Source organism: Amycolatopsis silviterrae (assembly GCF_042684085.1).
GTDB classification, from domain to species: domain Bacteria; phylum Actinomycetota; class Actinomycetes; order Mycobacteriales; family Pseudonocardiaceae; genus Amycolatopsis; species Amycolatopsis silviterrae.
Genome location: NZ_JBHUKS010000035.1, coordinates 247,312 through 270,737, shown reverse-complemented (window position 1 = coordinate 270,737; position 23,426 = coordinate 247,312). Strand labels below are relative to the sequence as shown.

The 23,426-nt window shown below is 70.7% G+C and carries 21 protein-coding genes; 7 read left to right on the top strand and 14 right to left on the bottom strand.

What is annotated here, in order from left to right; genetic code table 11:
* Nucleotide 1: 1 nt before the first annotated feature.
* From ACFSVL_RS42020 to ACFSVL_RS42010, 3 genes are all read right to left on the bottom strand, one after another.
* The gene (locus ACFSVL_RS42020; protein ID WP_378312971.1) at nucleotides 2–436 is read right to left on the bottom strand and encodes a VOC family protein; all 435 of its coding nucleotides are present in this window, start codon (nucleotides 434–436) and stop codon (nucleotides 2–4) included.
* A gap of 9 nt (nucleotides 437–445) precedes the next feature.
* Nucleotides 446–1,717, bottom strand: coding sequence for a S41 family peptidase (locus ACFSVL_RS42015; RefSeq protein WP_378312970.1), 1,272 nt, complete (start codon nucleotides 1,715–1,717; stop codon nucleotides 446–448).
* 97 nt (nucleotides 1,718–1,814) lie between these two features.
* Complete coding sequence (locus ACFSVL_RS42010) at nucleotides 1,815–2,840, bottom strand: 6-phosphofructokinase (RefSeq protein ID WP_378312968.1); 1,026 nt, start codon at nucleotides 2,838–2,840, stop codon at nucleotides 1,815–1,817.
* Nucleotides 2,841–3,129: 289 nt separating this feature from the next.
* On the opposite strand from ACFSVL_RS42010, the gene ACFSVL_RS42005 reads away from it, so the two are divergent.
* Complete coding sequence (locus tag ACFSVL_RS42005) at nucleotides 3,130–4,218, top strand: 3-deoxy-7-phosphoheptulonate synthase (RefSeq protein WP_378312966.1); 1,089 nt, start codon at nucleotides 3,130–3,132, stop codon at nucleotides 4,216–4,218.
* A 269-nt stretch (nucleotides 4,219–4,487) separates the two neighbouring features.
* On the opposite strand, the gene ACFSVL_RS42000 is transcribed toward ACFSVL_RS42005, so the two are convergent.
* Both ACFSVL_RS42000 and ACFSVL_RS41995 read right to left on the bottom strand, forming a co-directional pair.
* Nucleotides 4,488–4,976 (bottom strand): polyadenylate-specific 3'-exoribonuclease AS, encoded by a 489-nt coding sequence (locus ACFSVL_RS42000; RefSeq protein WP_378312964.1) that lies wholly within the window; start codon nucleotides 4,974–4,976, stop codon nucleotides 4,488–4,490.
* Between the two features lie 20 nt (nucleotides 4,977–4,996).
* On the bottom strand, nucleotides 4,997–5,758 hold the full coding sequence (locus ACFSVL_RS41995; protein ID WP_378312963.1) for a lysophospholipid acyltransferase family protein: 762 nt from the start codon (nucleotides 5,756–5,758) through the stop codon (nucleotides 4,997–4,999).
* Between the two features lie 217 nt (nucleotides 5,759–5,975).
* Between ACFSVL_RS41995 and ACFSVL_RS41990 the strand changes: the two genes are divergently transcribed.
* Genes ACFSVL_RS41990 through ACFSVL_RS41975 form a run of 4 tightly spaced genes read left to right on the top strand, consistent with a single transcriptional unit; the run spans nucleotide 5,976 to nucleotide 8,930 of the window.
* Complete coding sequence (locus ACFSVL_RS41990) at nucleotides 5,976–6,743, top strand: alpha/beta hydrolase (RefSeq protein WP_378312961.1); 768 nt, start codon at nucleotides 5,976–5,978, stop codon at nucleotides 6,741–6,743.
* Nucleotides 6,740–7,306 carry a hypothetical protein gene (locus ACFSVL_RS41985; RefSeq protein WP_378312959.1) on the top strand — a complete coding sequence of 189 codons (567 nt, stop codon included), beginning with the start codon at nucleotides 6,740–6,742 and terminating at the stop codon, nucleotides 7,304–7,306. The genes ACFSVL_RS41990 and ACFSVL_RS41985 overlap by 4 nt, the downstream gene beginning before the upstream one ends.
* Nucleotides 7,307–7,316: 10 nt before the next feature.
* The gene (locus tag ACFSVL_RS41980) at nucleotides 7,317–8,456 is read left to right on the top strand and encodes a glutamate--cysteine ligase (RefSeq protein ID WP_378312957.1); all 1,140 of its coding nucleotides are present in this window, start codon (nucleotides 7,317–7,319) and stop codon (nucleotides 8,454–8,456) included.
* An 18-nt stretch (nucleotides 8,457–8,474) separates the two neighbouring features.
* Complete coding sequence (locus tag ACFSVL_RS41975) at nucleotides 8,475–8,930, top strand: YdeI/OmpD-associated family protein (protein ID WP_378312955.1); 456 nt, start codon at nucleotides 8,475–8,477, stop codon at nucleotides 8,928–8,930.
* Nucleotides 8,931–9,295: 365 nt separating this feature from the next.
* Here ACFSVL_RS41975 and ACFSVL_RS41970 read toward each other — a convergent pair whose 3' ends face one another.
* On the bottom strand, nucleotides 9,296–9,862 hold the full coding sequence (locus ACFSVL_RS41970) for a TetR/AcrR family transcriptional regulator (RefSeq protein WP_378312953.1): 567 nt from the start codon (nucleotides 9,860–9,862) through the stop codon (nucleotides 9,296–9,298).
* Nucleotides 9,863–9,968: 106 nt separating this feature from the next.
* On the opposite strand from ACFSVL_RS41970, the gene ACFSVL_RS41965 reads away from it, so the two are divergent.
* Entirely contained in the window at nucleotides 9,969–10,754 is a 786-nt protein-coding gene (locus ACFSVL_RS41965) for an SDR family oxidoreductase (RefSeq protein WP_378312952.1), read from the top strand.
* A 281-nt stretch (nucleotides 10,755–11,035) separates the two neighbouring features.
* On the opposite strand, the gene ACFSVL_RS41960 is transcribed toward ACFSVL_RS41965, so the two are convergent.
* From ACFSVL_RS41960 to ACFSVL_RS41930, 7 genes are all read right to left on the bottom strand, one after another.
* Nucleotides 11,036–11,905 carry an NUDIX domain-containing protein gene (locus tag ACFSVL_RS41960; protein WP_378312950.1) on the bottom strand — a complete coding sequence of 290 codons (870 nt, stop codon included), beginning with the start codon at nucleotides 11,903–11,905 and terminating at the stop codon, nucleotides 11,036–11,038.
* 479 nt (nucleotides 11,906–12,384) lie between these two features.
* A complete protein-coding gene (locus ACFSVL_RS41955; protein ID WP_378313209.1) occupies nucleotides 12,385–13,311 on the bottom strand; it encodes an ROK family protein in 927 nt (308 codons plus the stop codon).
* Nucleotides 13,312–13,326: 15 nt separating this feature from the next.
* Complete coding sequence (locus tag ACFSVL_RS41950; protein ID WP_378313207.1) at nucleotides 13,327–13,701, bottom strand: hypothetical protein; 375 nt, start codon at nucleotides 13,699–13,701, stop codon at nucleotides 13,327–13,329.
* A gap of 71 nt (nucleotides 13,702–13,772) precedes the next feature.
* On the bottom strand, nucleotides 13,773–14,930 hold the full coding sequence (locus tag ACFSVL_RS41945) for an ArsA family ATPase (RefSeq protein WP_378312948.1): 1,158 nt from the start codon (nucleotides 14,928–14,930) through the stop codon (nucleotides 13,773–13,775).
* Entirely contained in the window at nucleotides 14,931–15,368 is a 438-nt protein-coding gene (locus tag ACFSVL_RS41940; RefSeq protein WP_116202091.1) for an SRPBCC family protein, read from the bottom strand.
* Between the two features lie 27 nt (nucleotides 15,369–15,395).
* On the bottom strand, nucleotides 15,396–16,190 hold the full coding sequence (locus tag ACFSVL_RS41935) for a metallophosphoesterase family protein (RefSeq protein WP_378312946.1): 795 nt from the start codon (nucleotides 16,188–16,190) through the stop codon (nucleotides 15,396–15,398).
* Between the two features lie 9 nt (nucleotides 16,191–16,199).
* Nucleotides 16,200–16,610, bottom strand: a complete 411-nt coding sequence (locus tag ACFSVL_RS41930; RefSeq protein ID WP_378312944.1) for a polyketide cyclase / dehydrase and lipid transport — start codon at nucleotides 16,608–16,610, stop codon at nucleotides 16,200–16,202.
* Between the two features lie 112 nt (nucleotides 16,611–16,722).
* Between ACFSVL_RS41930 and ACFSVL_RS41925 the strand changes: the two genes are divergently transcribed.
* Nucleotides 16,723–18,519, top strand: coding sequence for an AMP-dependent synthetase/ligase (locus ACFSVL_RS41925; RefSeq protein ID WP_378312942.1), 1,797 nt, complete (start codon nucleotides 16,723–16,725; stop codon nucleotides 18,517–18,519).
* 43 nt (nucleotides 18,520–18,562) lie between these two features.
* On the opposite strand, the gene ACFSVL_RS41920 is transcribed toward ACFSVL_RS41925, so the two are convergent.
* Entirely contained in the window at nucleotides 18,563–23,377 is a 4,815-nt protein-coding gene (locus ACFSVL_RS41920) for an RHS repeat-associated core domain-containing protein (protein ID WP_378312940.1), read from the bottom strand.
* Between the last annotated feature and the right edge of the window lie 49 nt (nucleotides 23,378–23,426).

Below are 23,426 nucleotides of genomic sequence, written 5' to 3'. Positions count from 1 at the left end.
GTCAGTCCAGGCAGAACTCGTTGCCCTCGACGTCCTGCATGGAGATGCAGGACTCGTTCACCTCGTCGGCGAGCAGCACCTGCACCGTCGTCGCGCCCAGTGCGGTCAGCCGTGCTTCCTCGGCCTTCAGGGCCGCCAGCCGCTCTTCGCCCACCAGACCGGTGCCCGCGCGCACGTCGAGGTGCACCCGGTTCTTCACCACCTTGCCTTCGGGCACGCGCTGGAAGTACAGCCGCGGGCCGACGCCGTCGGGGTCGACGCAGGCAAACGCCGCGCCCTGATGCTCGGCCGGCAGCGAACGGTCGAACTCGGTCCAGCTGGCGAATCCTTCCGGCGGGGGCGGCACGACGTACCCCAGCACCTCGCACCAGAACCGGGCGACGCGCTCGGGTTCCGCGCAGTCGAAAGTGACTTGGAAGTGTTTGACCGTCCCCATGCGCCCAGCTTACCGGCGCGCCGCGGCGAGCGCCGGATCCCGTCCGGCGGCGAGGTCTTCCGGAGCGAAAACCGGGACCTGGACATCCGGGCTGATGCCGACGCCGTCGTAGGTGCGTCCGTGCGGGTCGAGGTATTCCTCGTTCGGCAACGACACTTGCCAGCCCTGTTTCGGCAGCGTCCGCTCCAGCTGGTCGGAGAAGGCGCCCTGAGTGGACTGTCCGATCAGGACCGGTCGCGGGCTCCGGTTAAGCAAGGCCTGCAGGAAGGTCTCCCCCGCTGAAACGTCCAGGCTTCCGGTCAGCACCGTCAGCGGGCCGGTGTAGCGCGGCGCGGCGGCGGGGTGCACGAAGAACGGCTGCGGCACGGTGAACCTCGTCGGGTCGTCGGGGTCGTTGCGGGCGCGTTTGGCGTAGGCGAAGTGCGGGACGCCGGTGAGCCGGGCGGCGACCTGGAGGCCCAGCGGGTCGTCACCGCCGCCGTTGACGCGCAGGTCGAGGATCAGCCCGCGAAGCCGGTGGACCCGGTCGGCGGTGAAGATCTCGTCCAATGCGGCCGCCAATACCTTGCTGCTGGCGGCGAAAGTGTCGGCATAGTCGTGGAATCCGCTGATGCGCAGGTATCCCCGGTTGCCGGGCAGGTCCGCGTAGGCGATGTCTCCGTCGGCCCAGCGCTGGATCGGCGCTCCGAGGTTGGCGTCGGTCACCGCGATCGCGCGCGGGATAGTTTTCGGATCCGGGGTGCCGGGCCGGGGCGAGCCGCACCGCTGACCCGGCGCGACCAAGCCGACATGAGCGTCGTGCAGCGGACGGATCAGTCCGCATAGGACGTCGAAGAGCCGTTCCGGATGTGCGGCGATCTCGCGGCGGGCAGCGTCCCCTTCGGACTTCCAGTCGACGCCTTTCGCTTGGAAGAACGGGTAGTTCTCGGCAAAGGTGTGCCAGAAGACGTCGAAGAGATCCGCGGACTGAGCCTGGCACGCGGGCGGCAACCCGCCGGGCACCCGGCGCAAGGACCGCGTGCCCAGGTTGTCGTCGAAGCTCATCCGGCCCGGCCGGATGGTGACGACCGAGCCTTCGTTCGTCGAAAACCGCGTGCCGTCGCCGGTTCCGGAGAGTGTGCCGGGCAGGCAGCTGACCTTGGTGACGTCGTAGGCAGTCAGCTTGCCGCCGGACACCTGGACCAGCTGCCCGTAGCCCTCGGTCCGCCACACACCGTCCACAGTGGAACTCGGCACCACGGTCAGCGAGAGGATCGTCAAGCCTGTCAAGAGGATTCGCACGAGCCGAGGGTAGAAAAAAGCCGGGGGCGCACGGAATACCGCGCGCCCCCGGCACCGAGGTGGGGTTGCCCCTACCACGGGAAGCCCAGCCTCAGCCTCAGCCGAAGAAGACCTCGGCCTCCTGGTACCGCTCCAGCGGAACGGTCTTCAGCTCGGCCGTCGCCTCGGACAGCTTCACGCGGACGATGTCGGTGCCCTTGAGCGCCACCATCACGCCGAAGTCGCCGTCGGCGACCGCGTCCACCGCGTGCAGGCCGAAACGCGTCGCGAGCACCCGGTCGTACGCGGTCGGGGTGCCGCCGCGCTGAACGTGGCCGAGCACGACCGCCCGCGACTCCTTGCCGGTGCGCTCGGAGATCTCGTCGGCCAGCCAGTTGCCGATGCCGCCGAGCCGGACGTGCCCGAAGGCGTCCTTCTCGCCGGTGACCAGCTTCTCCTCGCCGCCCTCGGGCAGCGCGCCCTCGGCGACGACGATGATCGGCGCGTACTCCTTCTCGAAGCGCTGCTCGACCCACTGCACGACCTGGTCCACCGAGAAATGCCGCTCCGGCACCAGGATCACGCTCGCGCCGCCGGCGAGGCCGGAGTGCAGCGCGATCCAGCCCGCGTGCCGCCCCATGACCTCGATGACCAGCGCCCGGTGATGCGATTCGGCCGTGGTGTGCAGCCGGTCGATCGCCTCGGTGGCGATGGAGACCGCGGTGTCGAAGCCGAACGTGTAGTCGGTGGCCCCGAGGTCGTTGTCGATGGTCTTGGGCACGCCGACGACGCCGATGCCGTCGTCGGTCAGCCGCTTGGCGACGCCGAGGGTGTCCTCGCCGCCGATCGCGATCAGCGCGTCCACGCCCTGGTCGGCGAGCACCTTGCGGATCTGGTCGACGCCGCCGTCGACCTTGTACGGGTTCGTCCGCGACGACCGCAGGATGGTGCCCCCGCGGGTGAGGATGTCCTCGACGTCGGCGAGGCCGAGCGGCCGGCTGTCGCCGGTCAGCGGACCCTGCCAGCCGTTGCGGAAGCCGACGAACTCCCAGCCGTGCACCTCGACGCCCTTGCGGACCACCGCGCGGATGACCGCGTTCAGGCCGGGGCAGTCGCCGCCCCCCGTCAGCACACCGACACGCATCTGTTGCCTCCGTCTTCCTCGCAGGGAGAGTGCAGTCACAGTCCGCGGACAGCGTAGCGGCTTTCATCTGGATCGGTGCAGGGCGGACCACCTGCCCAATCCGGTCCAGGCCGGGGCGCCTCGGCGGTGTGTTACGTTGGGGCTGTGCAGCGCTATTTCTGGTTTACGAAGCCGGCCCCGGGTGGGCACGGCGGCGTGAACCTGCGCTGACCTCCACCCGAGCCGGATCTCGAACCGGCTCGGCGAGTCCCCCGCGGGTCGGTGTCCACCAGGAAGGAACCACCCGCTCATGAGCACCCGTCTCGTCGCCGCCCCCGCCGACGCGAGCACTCTCGACAACCGCCGCACCACGTCGGTCAGTCCCCTCATCTCGCCCGCGCTGCTGCGCGAAGACCATCCCGTCGACGCCGCCGTCGCCAAAGTGGTGCAAACCGGCCGCACGGAAACAGTCGACATCCTGGACGGCCGCGACGACCGTCTCGCCGTGATCGTCGGCCCGTGCTCGGTCCACGACCCGGAAGCCGCGCTCGACTACGCCCGCCGCCTGGCCGCCAAGGCCGAGTCGCTGCGCGAAGACCTGCACATCGTGATGCGGGTGTACTTCGAGAAGCCGCGCACCACGCTGGGCTGGAAAGGCCTGATCAACGACCCGGACCTGGACGGCACCTTCGCGGTGAACAAGGGCCTGCGCCTGGCCCGGAAACTGCTGCTGGACGTGTCCGAACTGGGCCTGCCGGTCGGCTGCGAATTCCTCGACCCGATCACCCCGCAGTTCATCTCCGACATCGTCACCTGGGGCTCGATCGGCGCCCGCACGGCCGCCAGCCAGGTGCACCGCCAGCTGTGCAGCGCGCTGTCCATGCCGGTCGGCATCAAGAACTCCACGGAAGGCGACATCCAGGTAGCCGTGGACGCGACCCGCGCCGCCGCCGCGTCGCACGTCTTCCCCGGCATCAACGTGGACGGCCTGGCCGCCCTGATCACGACCTCCGGAAACCCGGACTGCCACGTAATCCTGCGCGGCAGCTCCGCCGGCCCGAACTACGACCCGGCGTCGGTCGAGGAAACCCTGGCCCGCCTGGCGAAGTCCGGCCTCCCGGAACGCCTGGTCGTCGACGCGAGCCACGGCAACAGCAACAAGGACCACGTCCGCCAGGCCGAAGTCGTCGAAGACCTGGCCGCCCGGATCGGCGCGGGCGAACGCGGAATCACCGGCCTGATGCTGGAAAGCAACCTGGCAGCCGGACGGCAAGACCTAGTCCTGGGCCACTCCGCCGACCTGACCTACGGCCAGTCGATCACCGACGCCTGCATGGACTGGGACACCACCGACACCCTGCTGGACACCCTGGCCACCGCAGTCCGCACCCGCCGCTGACCCGCGCACCGTCCGTGAGGGGAACCCTCACAGCCCCAGATTCCCTCAGGGTTCCCCTCACGGACCTGGACCGCCACCGGTGCACCCACTCACCAAGGCACCCACACCCCCCGCACCCCGATACGAAGCCGAAACTACGGCGCGGGGGTGCTTGTCAAGGCATCTTTCCCGCCTTGACAAGCACCCCCGCGCCGTAGTCACAATCGGGCTTCGGGGTGCCCCCACCTCAGACAAACCGCAACGTCGCCGCCAGGCGACGAGCCGAAGACTCACCGCCTCCGGAACGCCTCCTCGATAACCCCCCACCGCTGCAGATTATGCCGGGCATCAGCCAACGCATCATGCTGATCCCCAGGCGCGGCAGGCAACTTAGGCTTCCCCGCGTCCTCCCACCGCTGCCGCAGATCCCGGGTGAACCGAGGCAACTGCCGGGGCAACGCGGGCATCGCCCCCCACAACTGCGCCAACGCCACATGGTCGTAAGCCGCGAACCAGGCCCACAGCTCGATCCCCCCGGGCGGCTTCCCGAAGAACTCCAGCAGATCCGCCCGGATCCGCTCCCGGCTCCGCCAGGCCGGATCCGCCGGGGAAGGCAGCTTGGGCAGCACATTCTCCCGCACCCAAGCCCCGGCCCGCCCGGGGTCGAAGTCAGTGGACACGGCATAGAACTCGCGTCCGCGCTCGTCAACGACACCGATCGACACGAGGTCAATCGTCACGCCGTCCTCAATAAACTCGGTGTCGTAGAAAAAACGCACCGGGGAACTCTAGTGGGGCCTTACCCGGCCTTCGTCTCCGGCACCCGATCAGCGTCAAGCCCGCTCGGCTGCGGCGGCACCGCGGGCTTCACCCCGGCCGCCTCAGCAGCGAGCAACTCCTTGGCCTTGGCCGCGTAGATGTCGACGTACTCCTGCCCGGACAGCTCCATCAAGGCGTACATGATCTCGTCCGTGATCGACCGTTCGATGAACCGGTCGCCGGCCAGTCCCTCGTAGCGGGAGAAGTCGAGCGGCTTGCCGAAGCGCACCTCGAGCCGCCGCGGCCACCACATCTTGGAGCCGATCGGGTTGACCTTGTCCGTGCCGACCATCGCCACCGGGACGACCACGCCGCGCGATTCGAGCGCGATCCGGGCGACGCCGGTCTTGCCCTTGTACAGCCGGCCGTCCGGGGAGCGGGTGCCCTCCGGGTAGATGCCGAGCAGGTGCCCGTCCTTGACCAGCCGGATCGCGGTGTCGAGCGCGGCCTGCGCGGCGTTGCCGCCGGAGCGGTCGATGGGGAACTGGCCGACGCCGGTGAAGAACCACTTCTTGAGCGTGCCCTTGAACCCGGGCTCGGTGAAGTACTCCGACTTCGCCGGGAAGGTGACCTTGCGCTTGACCCGCAGCGGCATGAAGAAGGAGTCCGCGACCGCGAGGTGGTTGCCGGCGAGGATGGCGCCACCCGTCTCGGGGATGTTTTCGGCGCCGACGACCTTGGTGGGCCACAGCGTCTTGAGCAGCGGTCCGATGAACACCCACTTCATCAGCAAGTACAGCACCGGGTTCCTGTCCTTTCCTGCCCGCGCGGGCCCCGGCAGGTCAGCGTACGGAACAAGCACCGGCCCGCACAACGCGAGACCGCGCGGTCACCCGGCGGCAGCGACCGATCTCACAGCGGCGCCGGGCCGGCCCCCGCATCCGGAGTGGGCCCCACAACCCGGCTTCGGCGTGAGAGCATGGGAGGACTCCACCGCTTCGATCGGAAGGGCGTTCGTGATGGGCGTGCTCGCCGGCGCGGAACCGTTCTCCCACCCGGGTTCCTCCGGGGCCGGCTTCCTGCTCTGCCACGGATTCACCGCGACGCCCGCCGGCATGCGCGCCTGGGGCGACCATCTGGCCGCGGAGGGCTTCGCGGTGCGCTGCCCGCTGCTGCCCGGCCACGGCACGCACTGGCGCGACGCGAACCGGACGACCTGGCAGGACTGGTACGGCACGGTCCGCGAGGCGCTGCTGGCGCTGCGCGCGGAGTGCGACCAGGTGTTCGTCGGCGGGATGTCGATGGGCGGCACGCTCACCCTCCGCCTCGCCGAGGAGTTCGGTCCGGACATCTCCGGCATCGTGCTGGTCAACCCGTCGGTCACGCGGCTGAGCCTGGACGCCAAGGTGCTGCCGCTGCTGTCGCGGGTGGTCCCGTCGATCCGCGCGATCGCCAACGACATCGCCAAGCCCGGCGAGGTCGAACTGGCCTACCCGCGCACGCCGGTGCGGGCCGCGGCGAGCCTCGCGAAGCTGTGGAAGATCGTGCGGGCCGACCTGCCCAAGGTGACGCAGCCGGTGCTGCTGCTGCACTCGCGGGTCGACCACGTCGTCGAACCCGAGAACTCGCAGATCGTGCTGGACAGCATCTCGAGCACGGACGTGACCGAGGTGGTGCTGGAGAACAGCTTCCACGTCGCGACGCAGGACCACGACGCGGACCTGATCTTCAGCCGCAGTGTCGACTTCGCCCGGGAACTGCGGGCGGGACAGGTGGGTGCCGGATGAACCGGGGGAAAGGCGCGGACGGACCCGAGGACGTCGACGCCACGTTCGCCGAGATCGTGGCCGATCTCCGGGCCGAGGGCGTGGGCGTGTTCCTCGACGAGGACCCGTTCGCGAGCGCGGGCCCCGCGTCCGCCGAATCCGACGCGTCCCCCGGCGCGGAACCCGAAGCGGGCAAAGCCAAGCCCAAGCCCGCCGCCGACCCGCCGCCGTCCGCTCCCCCGTCGGCGCCGTCCACGTCGTCCTCGCCGCCGGAGGGCTGGCGGACCGGCGGCACGGACTGGGACACCACGATGTTCTCCGGCGACCCGGCCGAGGACGACGAGCACTACGTGCCGCCGGAGCCGCCGCCGCTGCCGCGCTGGCGCAAGGGCGCGTTCGTCGTGCTGCTGTTCTTCGTCGTCGGGCTCCTGCTGCTGATCGTGCCGAACCTGATCGGGGTCGGGCCCGCGCTCGCCACGCCGCTCGGCATCCTCTCGCTCGCCACCGGCATCGCGCTGCTCCTGCTGCGCGTGCGCCAGGGCCCGCCGCCGGGCGCGGACCCCAGCAACGGCGCCCAGGTCTGACCGGACGGGCATGCGGATCGACTTCCGGGCGTCCCGGCGTTCCACCGTCGGCGCGGAATGGGAACTCGCGCTGGTGGACCGGCGCAGCGGGGAATTGCGGTCGGTCGCGGAGGAACTGCTCGCCGCGGTCCGCCCGGACGGCGCCGGCGAGCATCCCCGGATCAAACAGGAACTGCTGCTCAACACGATCGAGGTGGTCAGCGGCGTCTGCCGGACGGTCGGCGAGGTGAAACACGACCTCGCCGAGGCACTGGACGAGGTGCACCAGGTCACCGACCCGCTGGGCGTCGAGCTGTTCTCCGCCGGATCGCATCCGTTCTCCTCGTGGTACCGGCAGAAGGTGACCGACAAGGAGCGGTACGCCAAGCTGATCGACCGCACCCAGTGGTGGGGCAGGCAGATGCTGATCTACGGCGTCCACGTGCACGTCGGGCTCGACCACCGGGACAAGGTGCTGCCGGTGCTCGACGGGCTGCTGCGCTACGCGCCGCACCTGCAGGCGCTGTCCGCGTCGTCGCCGTACTGGTCCGGCGAGGACACCGGGTACGCCTCGAACCGGGCGCTGATGTTCCAGCAGCTGCCGACCGCCGGGCTGCCGTTCCAGTTCCGCGAATGGGCGGAGCTGGAAGGCTACGTCGAGGACATGTTCACCACCGGCGTGATCGACCATTTCTCCGAGATCCGCTGGGACATCCGCCCGGCCCCGCACTTCGGCACCGTCGAAATGCGCGTGTGCGACGGACTGCCGACGCTGCAGGAGGTCGGCGCGATCTCGGCGCTCACGCAGTGCCTGGTGGACGATTTCAGCGCCCGCCTGGACAAGGGCGAACAGCTCACGACGCTGCCGCCGTGGCACGTGCAGGAGAACAAGTGGCGCGCCGCGCGCTACGGCCTGGACGCGATCGTCATCCTCGACGCCGCCGGCCGCGAACGCCTCGTCACCGAAGACCTCGCCGAACTGCTGGACCGGCTGGAACCGGTCGCCCGCAGGCTGGACTGCGTACGCGAGCTGCGCGATGTCGAGAACATCCTCCGGGTCGGCGCGAGCTATCAGCGGCAGCGGGCGGTCGCGAAGCAGTACAACGGATCCTTGAAGGCCGTAGTCGCCGCGCTGGTCACCGAGATGCGCGACGGCGTCCCGCACGCTTAGGTTGACTGGGAGGCAGCGATGTCGCACACGTTCCGCACGCTCGTCGAACTCAACGGCAAAACCGCCACCGGCCTGCGGGTCCCGGCCGAGGTGGTCGAGGCGCTAGGCCAGGGACGGCGCCCGAAGGTCCGCGTGACGATCGGCCCGCACACCTACCGGAGCACGGTCGCGGTCTACTCCGGAGAGTTCATGCTGCCGCTCAGCGCGGCGAACCGGGAGGCGGCCGGGGTGTCTGCCGGGGAGACGGTCGAGGTCACGCTCGAAGCCGACCTCGCCGAGCGGACCGTCGAGGTGCCCGGCGACCTGGCGGACGCGCTGGCCTCGCGGGCTGGTGCGCGGGCGGCGTTCGACAAGCTTTCCTTTACCGCGCAACGGGAACGGGCGGAGGCGGTCTCCTCGGCTAAGCGCGCGGAGACGCGGGAACGGCGGATCGCGAAGATCGTCGCTGAGCTGTCGGGGGATGGGATTGCCTGAGCTTCGCTGGGCCTCGCTTGGTGGAGCTTGACCGGGCCGGATTCGCTGGGGGCTCGGCTGGCCCATCTCAGCCCGGCCTGCTGAAGCTGCCCAAGCCGAACTTGCTGAGGATGGGATTGCTTGAGCTTCGCCGGACCAGGCTTGGTGAAGCTGCTCAGGCCGGATTCGCAGGGGCGCTGGCCCACATCAGCCCCGGCCCGCTCAAGCCGCCCAAACCCACCTCGCCAGGGCTCGCTTAGCCACAGTCAGCCCCGGCCCGGCTTGGTACGGCTGCCCAGATTCGCCCGCCCCTCGCCAACCCGCGGTCAGCGGTGGCTTGCCGCTCGCCCAAGCCACCCCGGCCAGGTCCTCCGAGAACCGGGCACCTAGCCCACGGTCAGGCCCGGCTTGCCGAAGCCGCCCAGCACGGTGTCGACGACCTGGGTCGCCAGCGCGTCCGGATCGGCCGAATCCTGGTCCTGCGCCGCCTCGTGGATGAGCGCGCAGTACACGCGGCGGGCCCAGACCAGGTCGATGCCGGGCCGCAGCGCGCCGGTTTCCTCCAGCCGCCGGAAGAAAACGTCGCACAGCGCCAGCACGTCCGGAGTGAGAACGCCTTCTCCGTCCGAGTGCGTGTTCATCGCGAACCCCCACCGGAGCTTGACCCGCAGCACGTTGGCGGTCACCTGGTAGAGCGCCACCAGCGGCGGCGTGACGTCGGGCCGGACGCTCGCCAGCGCGTCGTGGAACTGCTGCGTCGCCCAGAGGGTCATGGCGTTCACCAGTGCGTCCCGGCTGGCGAACCGGCGGTGCACCGTCGTCCGCGAGACGCCCGCCGCTTCCGCGATCTGCTCCATGGTCGCCGCCGGATTGTCGCTGAGCACGCGTTCGGCGGCCTCGAGGATCGCCTGGACGGTCCGTTCCGAGTCCGCGCGCAGGGCCCGCTTCTCCATAGTGGTCAGTTTACGCCATGGTCACCACTCCTCTCCTAGTTGCGTCATCTATGTTGCAACTGATAGCGTACATGCATCGTCGATGATCCGAGTTAGGAGTCGTCTCATGGACCTGCAGTTGACCGGCAAGACCGCAGTGGTCACCGGAGCGAGCCGAGGAATCGGGCTGGCCACGGTCTCCGCGCTGATCGGCGAAGGCATGCGGGTGGTCGCCGCCGCCCGCACGATCACCCCGGAACTGAAGGAAACCGGTGCCGTGCCCGTCGCGGTGGACCTCTCCGCACCGGACGGTCCCGGCCGGCTGATCGAGCAAGCCGTCGCGGAGTTCGGCGGGCTGGACGTCCTGGTCAACAACGTCGGCGGCGGCGACAGCCCCGGACAGGCGGGCGGGTTCCTCTCGCTCACCGACCAGCAGTGGACGGAAATGGTGGAGCTGAATTTCCTCGCCGCGGTCCGGGCTTCCCGCGCCGCACTCCCCCATCTGATCGAACGCCGCGGGGCGATCGTCACCGTCTCGTCGAACGGCGCGCGGATGCCGCATTCGGGCCCGATCGCTTACACCACCGCGAAAGCCGCGCTGACCGCGTTGGGGAAGGCGCTGGCGGAGGAGTTCGGGCCGCAGGGAGTGCGAGTCAACACCGTCTCGCCCGGACCGGTTCGCACGGCCTTGTGGGAGGGCCCGGAGAGTTACGGGGCCGAGCTGGCGTCCTCGATGGGGCTGTCGCACGAGGATCTGCTGGCCGCGCTGCCCGCGGGTGCCGGGATGTTGACGGGAAGGCTGGTCGAACCCGAGGAGGTGGCCACGTTGATCACGTATCTGGCCTCGCCGCTGGCCGCGAGCATCACCGGGGCGGACCACCTGGTCGACGCGGGATCGGTGAAGACCGTGTGACGGATGGCTGGACTGCGGAGAGGGCCGGGCCGCGCCCGCCTGGCTGCTGCAACGGGATTCCGAACCGTGCGCCTAGCTCTCCGAGCAGCGGCAAAGCACCAAGACCGGGCAACGTCCGCCTAGCTGACCGGACAACGCACGCCTGGTGCAGGGCAACGCACGCCTGGCTGACCCGGACAGGTGCCTGCGTCGCTGACCAGGCAACGTCCGCCTAGCTGGCCGGGCAACGCCCGCCTAGCCGACCGGACAAGTGCCTGCCTCGCTGAACGGGCAACGGCCGCCTAGCTGCTCAGCTCCCGAAGCAGCGTCCCGGGCCCCAGCACTCCCGCGCCGAGTGCGCCGACCCGGCCGCGCAGCTCGCGGTCGGCTGTCACCACCACGACGTGGTCGTCCGGGCGCTGACGGGCGGTGGCGGTCACCTCGACGATTTTCGAGTCGCCGTCCGTTTCCGCCGAGACGACCTCGATGCCCGGGATCGAGCCCACTCCCCTGGCCTGGCCCTCGACCACCAGCACCACCCGCGGCCACCAGGACCACGCCGGGCCCGCGCCGATGCCGGCGACGTCGTCGCGCAGGCCGCGTTCGGCGGGGCCAGTCAACTGGTCGCGCAAGCGTTCCGCGGCACCGCGGCGGTCGCGCCACCAGCCGTCGGGGCGGGAGCCCATCACGTTCGCCGCGTCGACCACCAGGACCAGTTCCCGGCCCAGTTGCTCGCGCAGAACCGGCCACGCGGCGGCGAAGTCGCGGTGCAGTTTGAGCGCGGCCACCTCGTCGAGCGGGACCCAGCGCATCTCGGCGCTTTCCGAGTTCGCGACCTGGGCCTGCAACGCGCTGTCGGCCAAGCCGAGCACGGTCGTGTACTGCCATTCCCCGTGGTCCAGCACCGAAGCCGACATCGCGCGGAACGCCGACGAAGGGATCGCGGCTTCCTCCCACGCCTCCCGCGCGGCGGCCTCGTGCACAGTCTCGCCGGCTTCGAGCGCGCCGCCGGGCAAGGCCCACGTACCGCCGTTGTGCACCCACCACGCGCGGCGCTGCAACAGCACGCCCCGGCGGGGATCGCACAACAACAACCCGGCCGCGCCGAACGCGCCCCAGTGCTGCCGGCCGCAGGAACACCGCACGAAGCGGTTGGCGGTCATCGGCGTCACCCGGCCCAGCCTTCCACAGAACCCCGTGAGTGCCTATGCCCGGTGAGGACCCGGAGATCGCTCCGGCGACCGCGGCCCGCCACGAACCTCGGGCACGATGACCCCGGCCAGGACCGGAATCAGCACGCACCCGAACCTCGGGCACGCCCAGCGAGAGCCCGAAGACCGCCCCGGCCACCGCAACCCGCTACGACGCCCCGGCAAGGACCCGAACCAGCACGCCCAACGACCCGCCCGCACCTCGTGAGTGTTGATCCCGGTTCTAACCGGGATAGCCACTCACGACACCCCGGCAAGAACCAAGGCCAGCGCTCACCACGCGCCCGAACGTCGTGCGCGGCTATGCCGGTTCTAACCGGCTCAACTACTCACGACACCCAGCGAGAACCAGAACCAGTCCTCACAACACGCCCGAACCGCGTGCGCATCTCTGCCGGTTCAGCCACTCACGAGGGCCGGGCAGGAACCAGGGGCAGCGCTCACAGCGCGTCCATCGCCAACGCCGCCGCTCCCACGATCGCTGTGTCGTCGCCGAGATGCGCCGTGCGGATCCGGGCCAGTGGGCGATGCCGGGCGCCGGTGATCGCTCCGGCGTAATGCTCGCGGGCCTCGTCCAGGAAAAGCGGCGCGGACTCCGACACCCCGCCGCCGATGACGATGATTTCCGGGTCGAAGACGTCCGCTACCAGGGCCAGTCCCTCGCCCAGCCATTTCGCCAGTTCTGCCATGGCGCGCAAGGCGATCGGGTCGCCGTCGCGGGCGGCGCGGGCTACTCGGCGGCCGGTCACCGAACCGGGGTCGCCGGCGATTTCGCGGGACAGCACGGTCGAGCGGCCTGGGTACCGGGCGAGGAGTTCGACCGCGGTCGCGGCCAGGGCCGTTCCGCTGCAATACCGTTCCCAGCAGCCGTACTTGCCGCATGGGCACGCGCGGCCGTCGCGGACCACCGTGAGGTGGCCTAGTTCCGGGGCGACGCCGTGTGCTCCCCGATAAATCTCGCCGTCCAGCAGCAAACCCGCGCCGATACCGGTGCCTAGCGCGACCAGGGCCGCCACGTTGGCCCCGCGTGCCGCGCCGAAGCGGTGTTCTGCGACGACTGCTGAGTTGACGTCGTGTTCCAGGGTCACCGACAGGCCGACGCGCTTGGCGATCCGGTCCGCGACGGGAGCGTCCCGCCAGGCCAGGTGCGGTGCGAACATCACCGAGCGCCGGTCGCGGGCCACGAAACCGGCTACGGCCAGGCCGACCGCGGCGACCTCGTGCCGGTTGCGCAGGGTCTCGACGACCCCGGCGATGGCGTCTTCGAGCGCGTTCTCCTCGCTCGGCGTCCCGACGCGCGCCGTGTCGAGCAGCGAGCCGCGCTCGTCCACGACGCCGGCGCGCACGCTGGTGCCGCCGACGTCCACCCCTACGGTCAGCAATCAGTTCTCCCGCTCCGGCTGCCAGTCCGCGCGTTTGCGGACGACGATGTGCTGGACCCGCGACGACGGCTCCGAAGACGCTGGCGCCGGGGCCGCGGCGGGCCGGAACCCGGGCATGTGCACGCCCTCCTCCGGCTCCCAGCGGTCCGCGAGCACCGCTCGCAGCAGCGCGACGAGCTGGGCGGCCTGTTCGAGCACCCTCGCCACGAACTCCGGCCGTTCGCCGCGCACGACGGCGACGATCGCACACAGCGGGCACCACCCGCATCCCGAAGTGCTGTCCTCCACATCCGGCGCGCCCGGTTCCTCCGGGCCGGAGCCGTGCCCGGCGGCCATGACGCCTTCCAGCCACGGCGCGGCGCGTTCGATCACCATCTCGACCAGCAGCCGGATCTCCTCGGCCAGCTTCAGGCCGTCGGCACGGGACTCCTCGTCGTGTTGTTCGCTCACCCGGATCCCCGGTTCCCGGCCAGGCTGACCACCAGGCCGTCGGCGTCGGATTCCGCGCCGGTGATCCGGCACGGGCGCAGCGTCTCGGGCAGTGCGACGAGCCGGCGGAACCCGTCCACGGTGATCGCCAGGTCGTCGTCGACGCGGGCGAGGTCGACCGCCGAATCCCGGTCCAGCGGGAGCGCGACCCGCAGCCGGAAGCCGTCGCCTTCGGCGGCGACGGACAGCAGCGGCGTCACCGGTTTTCCGTTGCCGGACAAGGGATCCCGGCTGCCGTACAGTTCGCGGGCCAGTTCGGCGAGCGCCGCCGCGCCCACCGGTTCGCTCGCCCGGTGCTCGACGCGGGCCAGCTCGTCCGGGCCGAACCCGGCTTCGGCCAGTTCCGCCAGCACCGCGTCCTGCTGGTCCCGCCGGGTGCGCAGCCACTTCGCCGCCGAACCGCGCCAGAACCCGGGCGCGGGCATGAGGCGGTTGGCGATCAGGCCGTCGACCGCGATCCCGCGCAGCGCCAGCGACGTCAAAGTGCGCCTGGCCTCGGCTACCACCACTCGCTCCGGAGTAAGCACGAGCCGCACCGTCGTGACGCGCGGATCGGTGAGCAGCTCACGCAGCGCGTCGAGATGCGCGCCGAGCTGCCGGACCGACGCCGCGACGCGCCGGTTGCCGAAGACCCGGCCGAGGTAGCCCGACACCGCTTCCGGCAGGGAGAGCAAGCGCAGCGTCTCGGCGGTCGGGCCGCAGTCGACCACCACGGTGTCCCACGGGCCCTGCGAGGCCAGCCGCCGCACCTCGCTCAGCGCGAGCAGCTCGTCCACGCCGGGCAGCACGGTCAGCTCTTCCGCGTCCAGGACGTCCAGCCCGGCTCCGGCCAGCACTTTCCGCAGCTCGCCGCGCAGCTCGTGCCAGGTGCGGTCGGCCAGCGCGCGGGAATCCACCTGCGCGGCCCAGAGCCCGGCTGGGGTGCCGTCGCGGCGGAGGTCCACTTCGGAGGGTTCACCGCCGAGCGGTGTGCCGAACGCGTCGGCGAGGGAATGCGCCGGGTCGGTGGACACGACGAGCGTCTTCCTGCCGCGGCCGGCCAGCGCGGCAGCGGTAGCCGCGGCGAGCGTCGTCTTCCCGACACCCCCCTTGCCGGTGAACAGCAGGATGCGCATCTAGCCCTCGGCCCTGCGCTTGAGTTCCTTGAGCGCGGTGTCCATGACCATCTTCTCCGCCTTGCGCCGCAGCAGCCCGATCATCGGCAGCGCCAGCTCCACCGACAGCGTGTAGGTGACGCGGGTGCGCCCGCCGCCGAGCGGCTCGAGCGCGTACCGGCCGTTCTGCGCCTTCTGCATCTGGCCCTTGACCAGGTGCCAGCTGACGCCGAGACCGGAATCGTCCCAGTCGTATTCGAGCGTGTACACGTCCTTGATCGGCCCGGCGTCGAGGGTGAGCTTCACCTGCTTCGCCCGGCCCGCGTCGTCGGTCGCGAGCACCTCGGTCTCCCGGACCGCCTTGGTCCACTCCGGGTACGCGGGGAAATCGGAGATCACCGACATGACCCGTGCGGGCTCGGCGTCGACCTCGATGGACTGCGTGGACTGCTCGGCCATGGGACGAAGCGTAGCCGGACAGCACAGTCACCAGCGCAGCACGTAGGGCTGCCCGGTCTCCTTGAAGTGCCCCACGTTGCGGCACTCGGTGTGCCCGACCCGGCGCCGCACGGCCAGCGGCTGGTGCACGTGGCCGAACACCGACCAGCGCGGACGCTGCCGCCGGATCAGGTCCAGCAGCGCCTTCGACCCGAGTTCGGCACGCCGCGCGACCACGTCGTAGGTCAGTTCGGGCACCGCGGGCGGGATGTGCGTGCAGAGGACATCGACTTGGTCCAGCAGCGAAACCGCCGCGTCGAACTCCTCGCGCGCCCGCAGGTACGGCCGCCAGGCCGCACCCTTGCGCGGCCTCGGGAGCACGCCTTCGGGCAGCACCGCGCCGCCGGCGAAGCCGAACCGCAGGCCGCCGATGGTGACGACCTCGCCGTCGACCAGGTGCACGCCCTCGCCGGCGAACTCCGGCCACGCCGAGGGCGCGTCGACGTTGCCGGGGATCGCGTACGTGGGCGCGGTCATCGAAGCGAACAACGTGGCGTACTGCTCTCGGACCGCTTCGTCGACCGCGGCGGCCGGGTCGTCCAGCGTGGCCCACAGCGTGCGCGAGTAGGCGACTGTCTCGTCCCTGGTGCCTTCGCGGCGCAGGCGGGCGAACTCGCCGACTTTCTCCGCGCCGAACAGCACGCCCATGATGCCTTTGTCGTGGTCGTGGTAGTCGACGAAGTCGAGCAGGTCGCCGAGCACGACCAGCGCGTCCGCCCCGTCCCCCGCCCGCTTCAGCGCGTCGGCGTTGCCGTGCACGTCCGAAACGACGTGAACCCGCACAAGAGCCTCCTACTCGACGGGCCGGGGCGGAACCCCCGGCTCGCGCCCGTCCTCGAGGATCTCCTTCAGCTCCAGCGCCACGTCCTTCGCCGCCCGCGCCCGCCGGTCGAACTCGCGGCGCAGTTCGCGCGGGCTCAGCTCGCGCGGGGCGCCGCCGGGACCGGCCGGCGTGGCCCGGAGGAAGTAGTGCAGCACGGTGCCGTCGAGAACAGGTTCCAGCCAGACCTCCATGGTACCGATCAAGGCGCCGGTGACGGTCCAGCGCAGGCCCTTGTCCCCGCGGTCGGTGTAGACCTGCAACTCCAGGTCGGGCCAGTACCGCCGCCACGAGCGCGGGTCGGCGAAGGCCGCCGCGACGGTGGACGGGGGCACGACGATGAAGGTCTCGTCGACGAGATCGAGAGCGGGCGGTGCGTGCACCCGGACACGATGTCACGACCTCGCCGCGCGGCGCGTGCCAGCATGGTCTTAAGGTCTACGGCAGGCTAAGTTGACTGGCGGGTAACCGCACGCGTCGAACACGGAGGTCCACGTGCGCGAATACAGCGCCCCCGCCGGGAAGCCGGTGACCGACGACGAGAATCTGGCCGATGTCGTCTGGGCGAACGCGGAGCGGTTCTCCGACGTGGTCAGCTTCCGCAGGCAGGTCGAGGGCACCTGGCTGGACGTCACCGCGAAGGACTTCGCCGACCAGGTCGCGGCCGCGGCGAAGGGCCTGATCGCGGCGGGCGTCGGGCACGGCGACCGGGTCGCCCTGATGTCGAAGACCCGCTACGAGTGGACGCTGATCGACTTCGCGATCTGGGCCGCGGGCGCGGTCACGGTGCCGATCTATGAAACGTCCTCGCCCGAACAGGTGCACTGGATCCTCTCCGACTCGGCGGCCAAGGCCGTCGTGGTGGAGACCGGCGCGCACCGCGAGGCGGTCGAGGAGATCAGCGGGCGGCTCAGCACGCTGGAGCACACCTGGCAGATCGAGGGCGACTCCCCCGCGGTCGACGAGCTGACCGCGCTGGGCGCCGAGGTCTCCGACGAGGACCTGCACACGCGCCGCCGCGGCGTCACCGCGAACGAGACGGCCACCATCGTCTACACCTCGGGCACCACCGGGCGGCCCAAGGGCGTCGAGCTGACGCACCGGAACCTGCTGGCCGAGATCCGCGCGGACATCGAGGCGTTCCCGGAGCTGATGGAGCAGGGCAACTCGCTGCTGTGCTTCCTGCCGCTGGCGCACATCCTCGCCCGCGCGATCGCGATCACCGCGCTCACCGCCCGGGTCACGCTCGGCCACACGCCGGACGTGAAGAACCTGGTGCCGGACCTCGGCACGTTCCGGCCGACGTTCGTGGTCGCCGTGCCGCGCGTGTTCGAGAAGGTCTACAACACCGCCAAGCAGAAGGCGCACGCCGACGGCAAGGGCAAGATCTTCGACGCCGCCGAGGCCACCGCGGTCGCGTACAGCGAGGCGCAGGAAAACGGCGGCGCCGGGCTGGGCCTGCGCGCGAAGCACCTGCTGTTCGACAAGCTGGTGTACGGCAAGCTGCGCGCCGCGCTCGGCGGCCGCTGCATCGCCGCGGTCTCCGGCGGGGCTCCGCTTGGCGCGCGGCTGGCGCACTTCTTCCGCGGCATCGGCGTACCGGTGTTCGAGGGCTACGGCCTCACCGAAACGTCCGCGGCGGCGAACGTGAACACCAGCGCGGCGTTCCGCGTCGGCACCGTCGGGCGGCCGGTCGCGGGCACCTCGGTGCAGATCGCCGAGGACGGCGAAGTGCTGCTCAAGGGCGACGTCGTGTTCGGCCGGTACTACAACAACCCGGAGGCGAGCGCGGAAGCCCTCACCGACGGCTGGTTCCACACCGGCGACCTCGGCGAGCTGGACGCGGACGGCTTCCTCAAGATCACCGGCCGCAAGAAGGAGATCATCGTGACGGCGGGCGGCAAGAACGTCGCCCCGTCCGGGCTCGAGGACGCGATCAAGGCCGCGCCGCTGGTGAGCCAGGTGATGGTGGTCGGCGACCAGCGCCCGTTCATCGCCGCGCTGGTGACCGTGGACGAGGAGTACTTCCCGGCGTGGAAGGCCCAGCACGGCAAGCCCGAAGCGGCGACGGTGTCCGAACTGGCCGAGGACGCGGACCTGCGCGCGGAAATCCAGGCGGCGGTCGACGAGGCGAACAAGCAGGTGTCGCACGCGGAGTCGATCAAGAAGTTCACCGTGCTGGCGAACGACTTCACCGAGGCGGGCGGCGAGATCACGCCGAGCCTGAAGCTGAAGCGGGGCGTGGTGAACAAGAACTACGCCTCCGACATCGAGGCGCTGTACCGGAAGTGACCCGGCCGAGGGGCGCCGGGCCGGCGCCCCTCGCGTGCCGCTCCTAGTGCGGCCTGCCGAAATACTCGTCGGCCATGTTCTGCCGCACGATGTCCGCCTCCCCGTTCCGGTATCTCGGGTCGTGGTCAAGGAAGTCGTCGATCTCGCGCAGCGCCGACGGGGACGCCCCCTGCCTGTCGGGGGGAAGATTGCCGATGTGCTCCACCATTTCGTCGTAGGAGTGCGCGTTCCGGGTGATGTTCTGGAGGTTGTATTCCGTCCGCGGCGGGCCGCCGAACCGGTTCTCGTTGTGCAGCACGTTGTGGTACTCGAGCACTGTGCCGTTCGTGTTGCCGGCGTGGAAGCCGTTTTCGTTCTGCCGGATGTGCCCCATCTCGTGGAAAATCGTCCGTTCGGGCACGTTCTCCCCCAGCGCGATGATGTTGCCGTCGCGCCGGTAGGAACCGCCGCCCATGTGCTCCATCATCATGCTGGCGGGAGTTTCCCCGGCGTCGGTGAACCGCCCGTTGGGGCTGCGGAGGATGTCGGGCGTGTCCCCGAAGAATTCGCCGATCATCCGGTTCTCGTCCAGCCCCGCACGGTATTCCGGCGGAAGATCGCGCAGATAGGTTCCCATGGTGACCTTCGGGTCGTCCGGGATCCGGAGGAAACGGGGGTCGCTCTCGATCCCGAGCCGGTTCCGGTAATCGGCGACGTTCTCCTCGAAGGTGCGAGGCGGCGGAGTCGGCTCGCGGGGCGGGGTTTCCTCCCGGGGCGGCTGGTGCGGGGGATTGTTTTCCTGCACGTGCCCGGCGTTGTTCCCGCCGCCGGGGGTTTCGTTCGGCCGTGCGTCGTCGTTCGGGCCGGATTTCTGCCTGCCCAGGCAGTTCCCGAGCCCCAGCGGGTCCGCGTCGGCCAGCGGGTTGGGCACGTACGCGGCCGGGTTCGGGGCCGGGGCGAGACCGAGCGGGTCCTGGCTCAGGTAACGGCCGGTTCCCGGGTCGTAGTACCGGAAAACGTTGTAGTGCAAGCCGGTTTCGTCGTCCGCGTACTGGCCGGGGAACCGCAGCGGCGTGCCGCCCGGGCGGGCGCGGCCCCACAGCGAGGCCGACGCCTGCCAGGACACCGTGCCGTAGGCGTCCACCAGGTCCACCGGGGTGCCGACGGGGTCGGTGACGAACGAGAAGAACCGCGCGCTCTTGCCCAGCAGTTCGGTCTGCGCCACCGGGCGCACGGTGCCGGGCAGGTGGTCCCAGGTCAGCGTGAGCGGGGCGGAACCGGCGAGCCGGTGTTCCTGTTCGACGAGAAGCTGGCCGCTCCAGGCGAACAACGTCTCCTCCGCCGGCGCCTCCGCGCCGGGCAGCCAGCGTTGCTTGGCGATGCGGCGGCCCAGCGGGTCGTAGCGGTAGCGCCACTCGGCGCCGTCCGGGGTTTCCACGGCGAGCAGCCGGTCCTGCGCGTCCCAGCGGTAGGTCCAGGTGCGGGAGTTCTCGTGGCGGGCGACGAGCCGTCCCTGCGCGTCGTGGACGTAGCGCACCGCGCCGGCCGAGGCGAGCCGGTTTCCGGTGTAGCCGCGCGGGCCGGAGTCCGGTTCGGCGAACGGCAGCTGTGCGTGGCGGATGTTGCCGGACGGGTCGTACTGGTAGGTCTCCTGGCCGTTCCGCCGGGTCACGGCGGTGATGCGGCCGGCGGCGTCGAGCTGGTAGCGCGTGGCGCCGGACAGCGAGTCGTCCACGCCGGCCAGGTGGCCGTCGGGGCGGTAGTGGTACTGGCGTTGCTGCCGGATCTGGCCGCTGGCCGCCAAAGTCTGCCCGACGAGCTGGTTTTCCTCGTCGAAAGCCTGTGCCAGCACGGTGTTTCCGCCCAGCACGCGTTCGACCTCGCGGCCCGCTTCGTCGTGGCGGAAGCGCACCTCGTGCCCGGCGGCCGACAGCGCGACCGCTTTTCCGGCGTCGTCGAAGGTCCACTCGCTGACCGAGCCGGACGGAGTGGTGCGGCGCATTCCGGACGGCTCGTGGACGTAGCCGACCGCGCGGCCGTCGACCGATTCCCGGAGCACCCGGCCGTCCTCGTCGCGCTCGATCTCCAGCACGCAGGAACCCTCAGTGGCGCGCGAAAGGAAGCCGACGGGGTCGTACTCGTAGCGGACGGTCCCGCTTTCCGTGCGCCGCTCGATCACGTTGCCGAGCGCGTCGTAGCTGTACTCGGTGACCGCGCCCAGCCCGTCGACCGACCGCACGAGCTGACCGGCCGCGTCGTAGGCGAACTGCCGCTCCCGGCCGTCGAAGTCGGTTTCGGCGACGAGCCTGCCGTCGGCGTCGTAGGTGTAGTTCCAGGTCAGTCCGGCCGGATCGGTGATGCGGACGAGCTGCAGTTCGGTGTCGTACTCGTACGTGGTGCGGGCGCCGGTGGCGTCGGTCTTCGCGATCGGCAGGTCGAAGGGGCCGTATTCGAAGCGGGCGTCCGAGCGCTCCACGAGGTTGCCTTCGGCGTCGTAACGCCATTCCTCGCGCCGTCCGGACGGGCCGATCCGGCTCGCCTGGCTCCCGTCGACCGTCCAGCCGAAGCGGGTGCCGTCGGCGACCACGCGCGGGCGGCCGAACTGGTCGCGCTCCACCGGATCGGGCTCGGAGCGCGCCGGTTCTCCGCCGGTCAGCTGGCGGTCCTGGGCGAATTCCGCCGGGGCGATCCCGGCCTGCGCGGTGAACAGGTCCGGCGCGGTGCCCGGCGGATAGACCCGCCGCCAGGTGCGTTCGGCGGTCTCCACGGCGACGGTCAGCGTGCCGTCCGGCGCGGAGCTGACCCGCGCGCGGCTGCCGTCCGGGCGAACGACCGCGGTGAGCTGGCCCTCGGCGGTGTACTCGAAGCCGGTGGTGCGCCCGAGCGGATCGGTGCGCGACAGCAGCCGGTCGTAACGGTCCCAAGTGGACACTGTGACCGCGCCGAGCGGGCTGACTTCCCGGGTCGGCTGCGAGGTGTCGTTGAAGTGGAACTCCGAGACGTGGCCGAGTGCGTTGGTGTAGCGGGTGATCCGCTGCTCGCGGTCGTAGGCGAACGCGCTGTCGTAGACGCCCCGGTCGCCGACCGTGCGCACACAGCGGCCGTCGGCGTCGTAGACGTAGCGGAACCAGACGCCGTTGCGGTCCTGCCAGCCGGTGATCCGGCCGTCGGTGTCGTAGTCGTAGTGCGTCGCCAGGCCGGAGGAGTTGAAGACCCGGGTCAGCCTGCCGAGGTCGTCGTAGCCGAAGCGGCGGACCAGCACCGGTTCCCGGCCGTCGCCGAGCACGCGGATCGCGGTGACGCGGCCCGCTTCGGCGTCGAGGGCCACGCGGTAGCCCGCGGAGTGGCGGATCAGGCGGGGAGCGCCGCGGTCGTCGTACTCGACGGTCATCCTGTCGCCCGCGGCGTCGGTCGCGGTCAGCAGCGGGAAAACGCCGCCGCGGCCGGGGCCGAAGCGCAATTCCGTGCCGCCGACCGGGTCGGCGAGCAGGTAGCCGCCGTCGTCGGTCGCGGTGAGCGGGCGGCGCGGGCCTTCCAGCGGCAGCACCGGTTCGCCCGTGGCGGCGCGCGGGTACACCAGGATCCGGCCGTCCGCCGCGAAGAACCGGACGGCTCCGGAATCGGCTTCGAGCCGCTGGTCCACCGTCGACGTCCAGTTCGGGCCGAACCAGCGGCCGGACCGGTAGGACGAGACGTGCAGCCGTTCGAGCACCAGCGGGCTCGGCAGTTCGAGGTCGGTCGCCTCGACCACGACGGTGCCGCGCACGACGTCGACCGGGTCGCCCTCGAACCGGCATTCGTCGGTGCCGTTGCGGGTGTCCTTGGGCGGCCGGACGTCCCCGGTGCCGGGCTTGGCATCGCCGGGCCGTTCCCCGCCGCCGGACGGCCCGTCCTCCCGGGGCGGCGGGGCGGGGTCGCCCTGCGGTTTGGTCTCGTCCTTCGGCGGCGGCGCCGAGTGGTCGCCCTGCGGCTTGGTCCCGTCGTTCGGCGGCGGCGAGTGATCGCCGGACGTGGTGGTCGAATCCCCGCCCTTTTCGTTCTCCGGCTTGGGTTTCGGCTCCGGTTTCGGTTCCGGCTTCGGCTTGGTCTCGATGTTCTTCGGCGCGCCCGACGGCTTGACCTTGCCGCCCTTGATGCCCTTCAACGCCTTCGCGGCGTCCTCGAACAGCGTGCCCGCCTTCTTCAGCAGCGGCATCAGCGCCTTGAGCGCGGCGACCAGCTGCTTGGTGATCCGGGCCAGCTCCGCGGCGGTCTTGGCGACCGCGGCGGTCACCTGCGGCAGCACCCAGGCCATCCCGATCCCGGCGGTGAACAGCACCTGCAGCGCCCAGCTGATCAGGTGCCCGACGAGCTGCGCGATGATGTCGCGGACCAGCATCCGGACGGCGGCGACCACCTCGCCCGCGGTCTTCACCCCGGACGCCGCGCCCTCGGTGCCCTTCTGCGCCGCGCCCAGCAGGTTGGCGACGTCCTTGGTCCGCTCGCGGTAGGCGTCGGCCGCTTCGCCGGTCCAGCTCTGCAGGTCCTTCTCGACGCAGGCGGTCAGGTCCTTGCCGATGCTTTCCAGCTCTTTCGCGACGTTCGTCCAGGTCTCGGACTGCGCCTTGATCTCGTCGGCGTTGCCGGTCAGCGCCTCCAGCGCCTGCTTCAGCGGCCCGACGTGCTCGATCAGCCAGCCGACGCCCGCCGCCAGGATCGACCCGAACGGGTCCATCACGGTCGACAGCACGTCCAGCGCGACCCCGACCGTCCCCATCGCGATCGACGCCCAGTCGCCGGACTCGATGCCGGACTTCACCATTTCGCCGGATTCGAGCAGGGTGATGCCCGAATAGGCGGTGGTCGAGTCCTTCGTCTCCGCGATCAACGGGTTGCTCACCCGGCTCACGCTACGGGGTGGCCGCGGCCGTCACCCGGAGCTGCGCCCT

Bases quoted from the DNA above. Each gene is read 5' to 3' on its own strand.
- ACFSVL_RS41965 (WP_378312952.1), top strand. From the start codon at position 9,969: ATGGACCTGCAGTTGACCGGCAAGACCGCAGTGGTCACCGGAGCGAGC.
- ACFSVL_RS41980 (WP_378312957.1), top strand. From the start codon at position 7,317: ATGCGGATCGACTTCCGGGCGTCCCGGCGTTCCACCGTCGGCGCGGAA.
- ACFSVL_RS41985 (WP_378312959.1), top strand. From the start codon at position 6,740: ATGAACCGGGGGAAAGGCGCGGACGGACCCGAGGACGTCGACGCCACG.
- ACFSVL_RS41990 (WP_378312961.1), top strand. From the start codon at position 5,976: ATGGGCGTGCTCGCCGGCGCGGAACCGTTCTCCCACCCGGGTTCCTCC.
- ACFSVL_RS41950 (WP_378313207.1), bottom strand. From the start codon at position 13,701: ATGGTGATCGAACGCGCCGCGCCGTGGCTGGAAGGCGTCATGGCCGCC.
- ACFSVL_RS42010 (WP_378312968.1), bottom strand. From the start codon at position 2,840: ATGCGTGTCGGTGTGCTGACGGGGGGCGGCGACTGCCCCGGCCTGAAC.
- ACFSVL_RS41970 (WP_378312953.1), bottom strand. From the start codon at position 9,862: ATGGAGAAGCGGGCCCTGCGCGCGGACTCGGAACGGACCGTCCAGGCG.
- ACFSVL_RS42020 (WP_378312971.1), bottom strand. From the start codon at position 436: ATGGGGACGGTCAAACACTTCCAAGTCACTTTCGACTGCGCGGAACCC.
- ACFSVL_RS41940 (WP_116202091.1), bottom strand. From the start codon at position 15,368: ATGGCCGAGCAGTCCACGCAGTCCATCGAGGTCGACGCCGAGCCCGCA.
- ACFSVL_RS41945 (WP_378312948.1), bottom strand. From the start codon at position 14,930: ATGCGCATCCTGCTGTTCACCGGCAAGGGGGGTGTCGGGAAGACGACG.
- ACFSVL_RS41975 (WP_378312955.1), top strand. From the start codon at position 8,475: ATGTCGCACACGTTCCGCACGCTCGTCGAACTCAACGGCAAAACCGCC.
- ACFSVL_RS42005 (WP_378312966.1), top strand. From the start codon at position 3,130: ATGAGCACCCGTCTCGTCGCCGCCCCCGCCGACGCGAGCACTCTCGAC.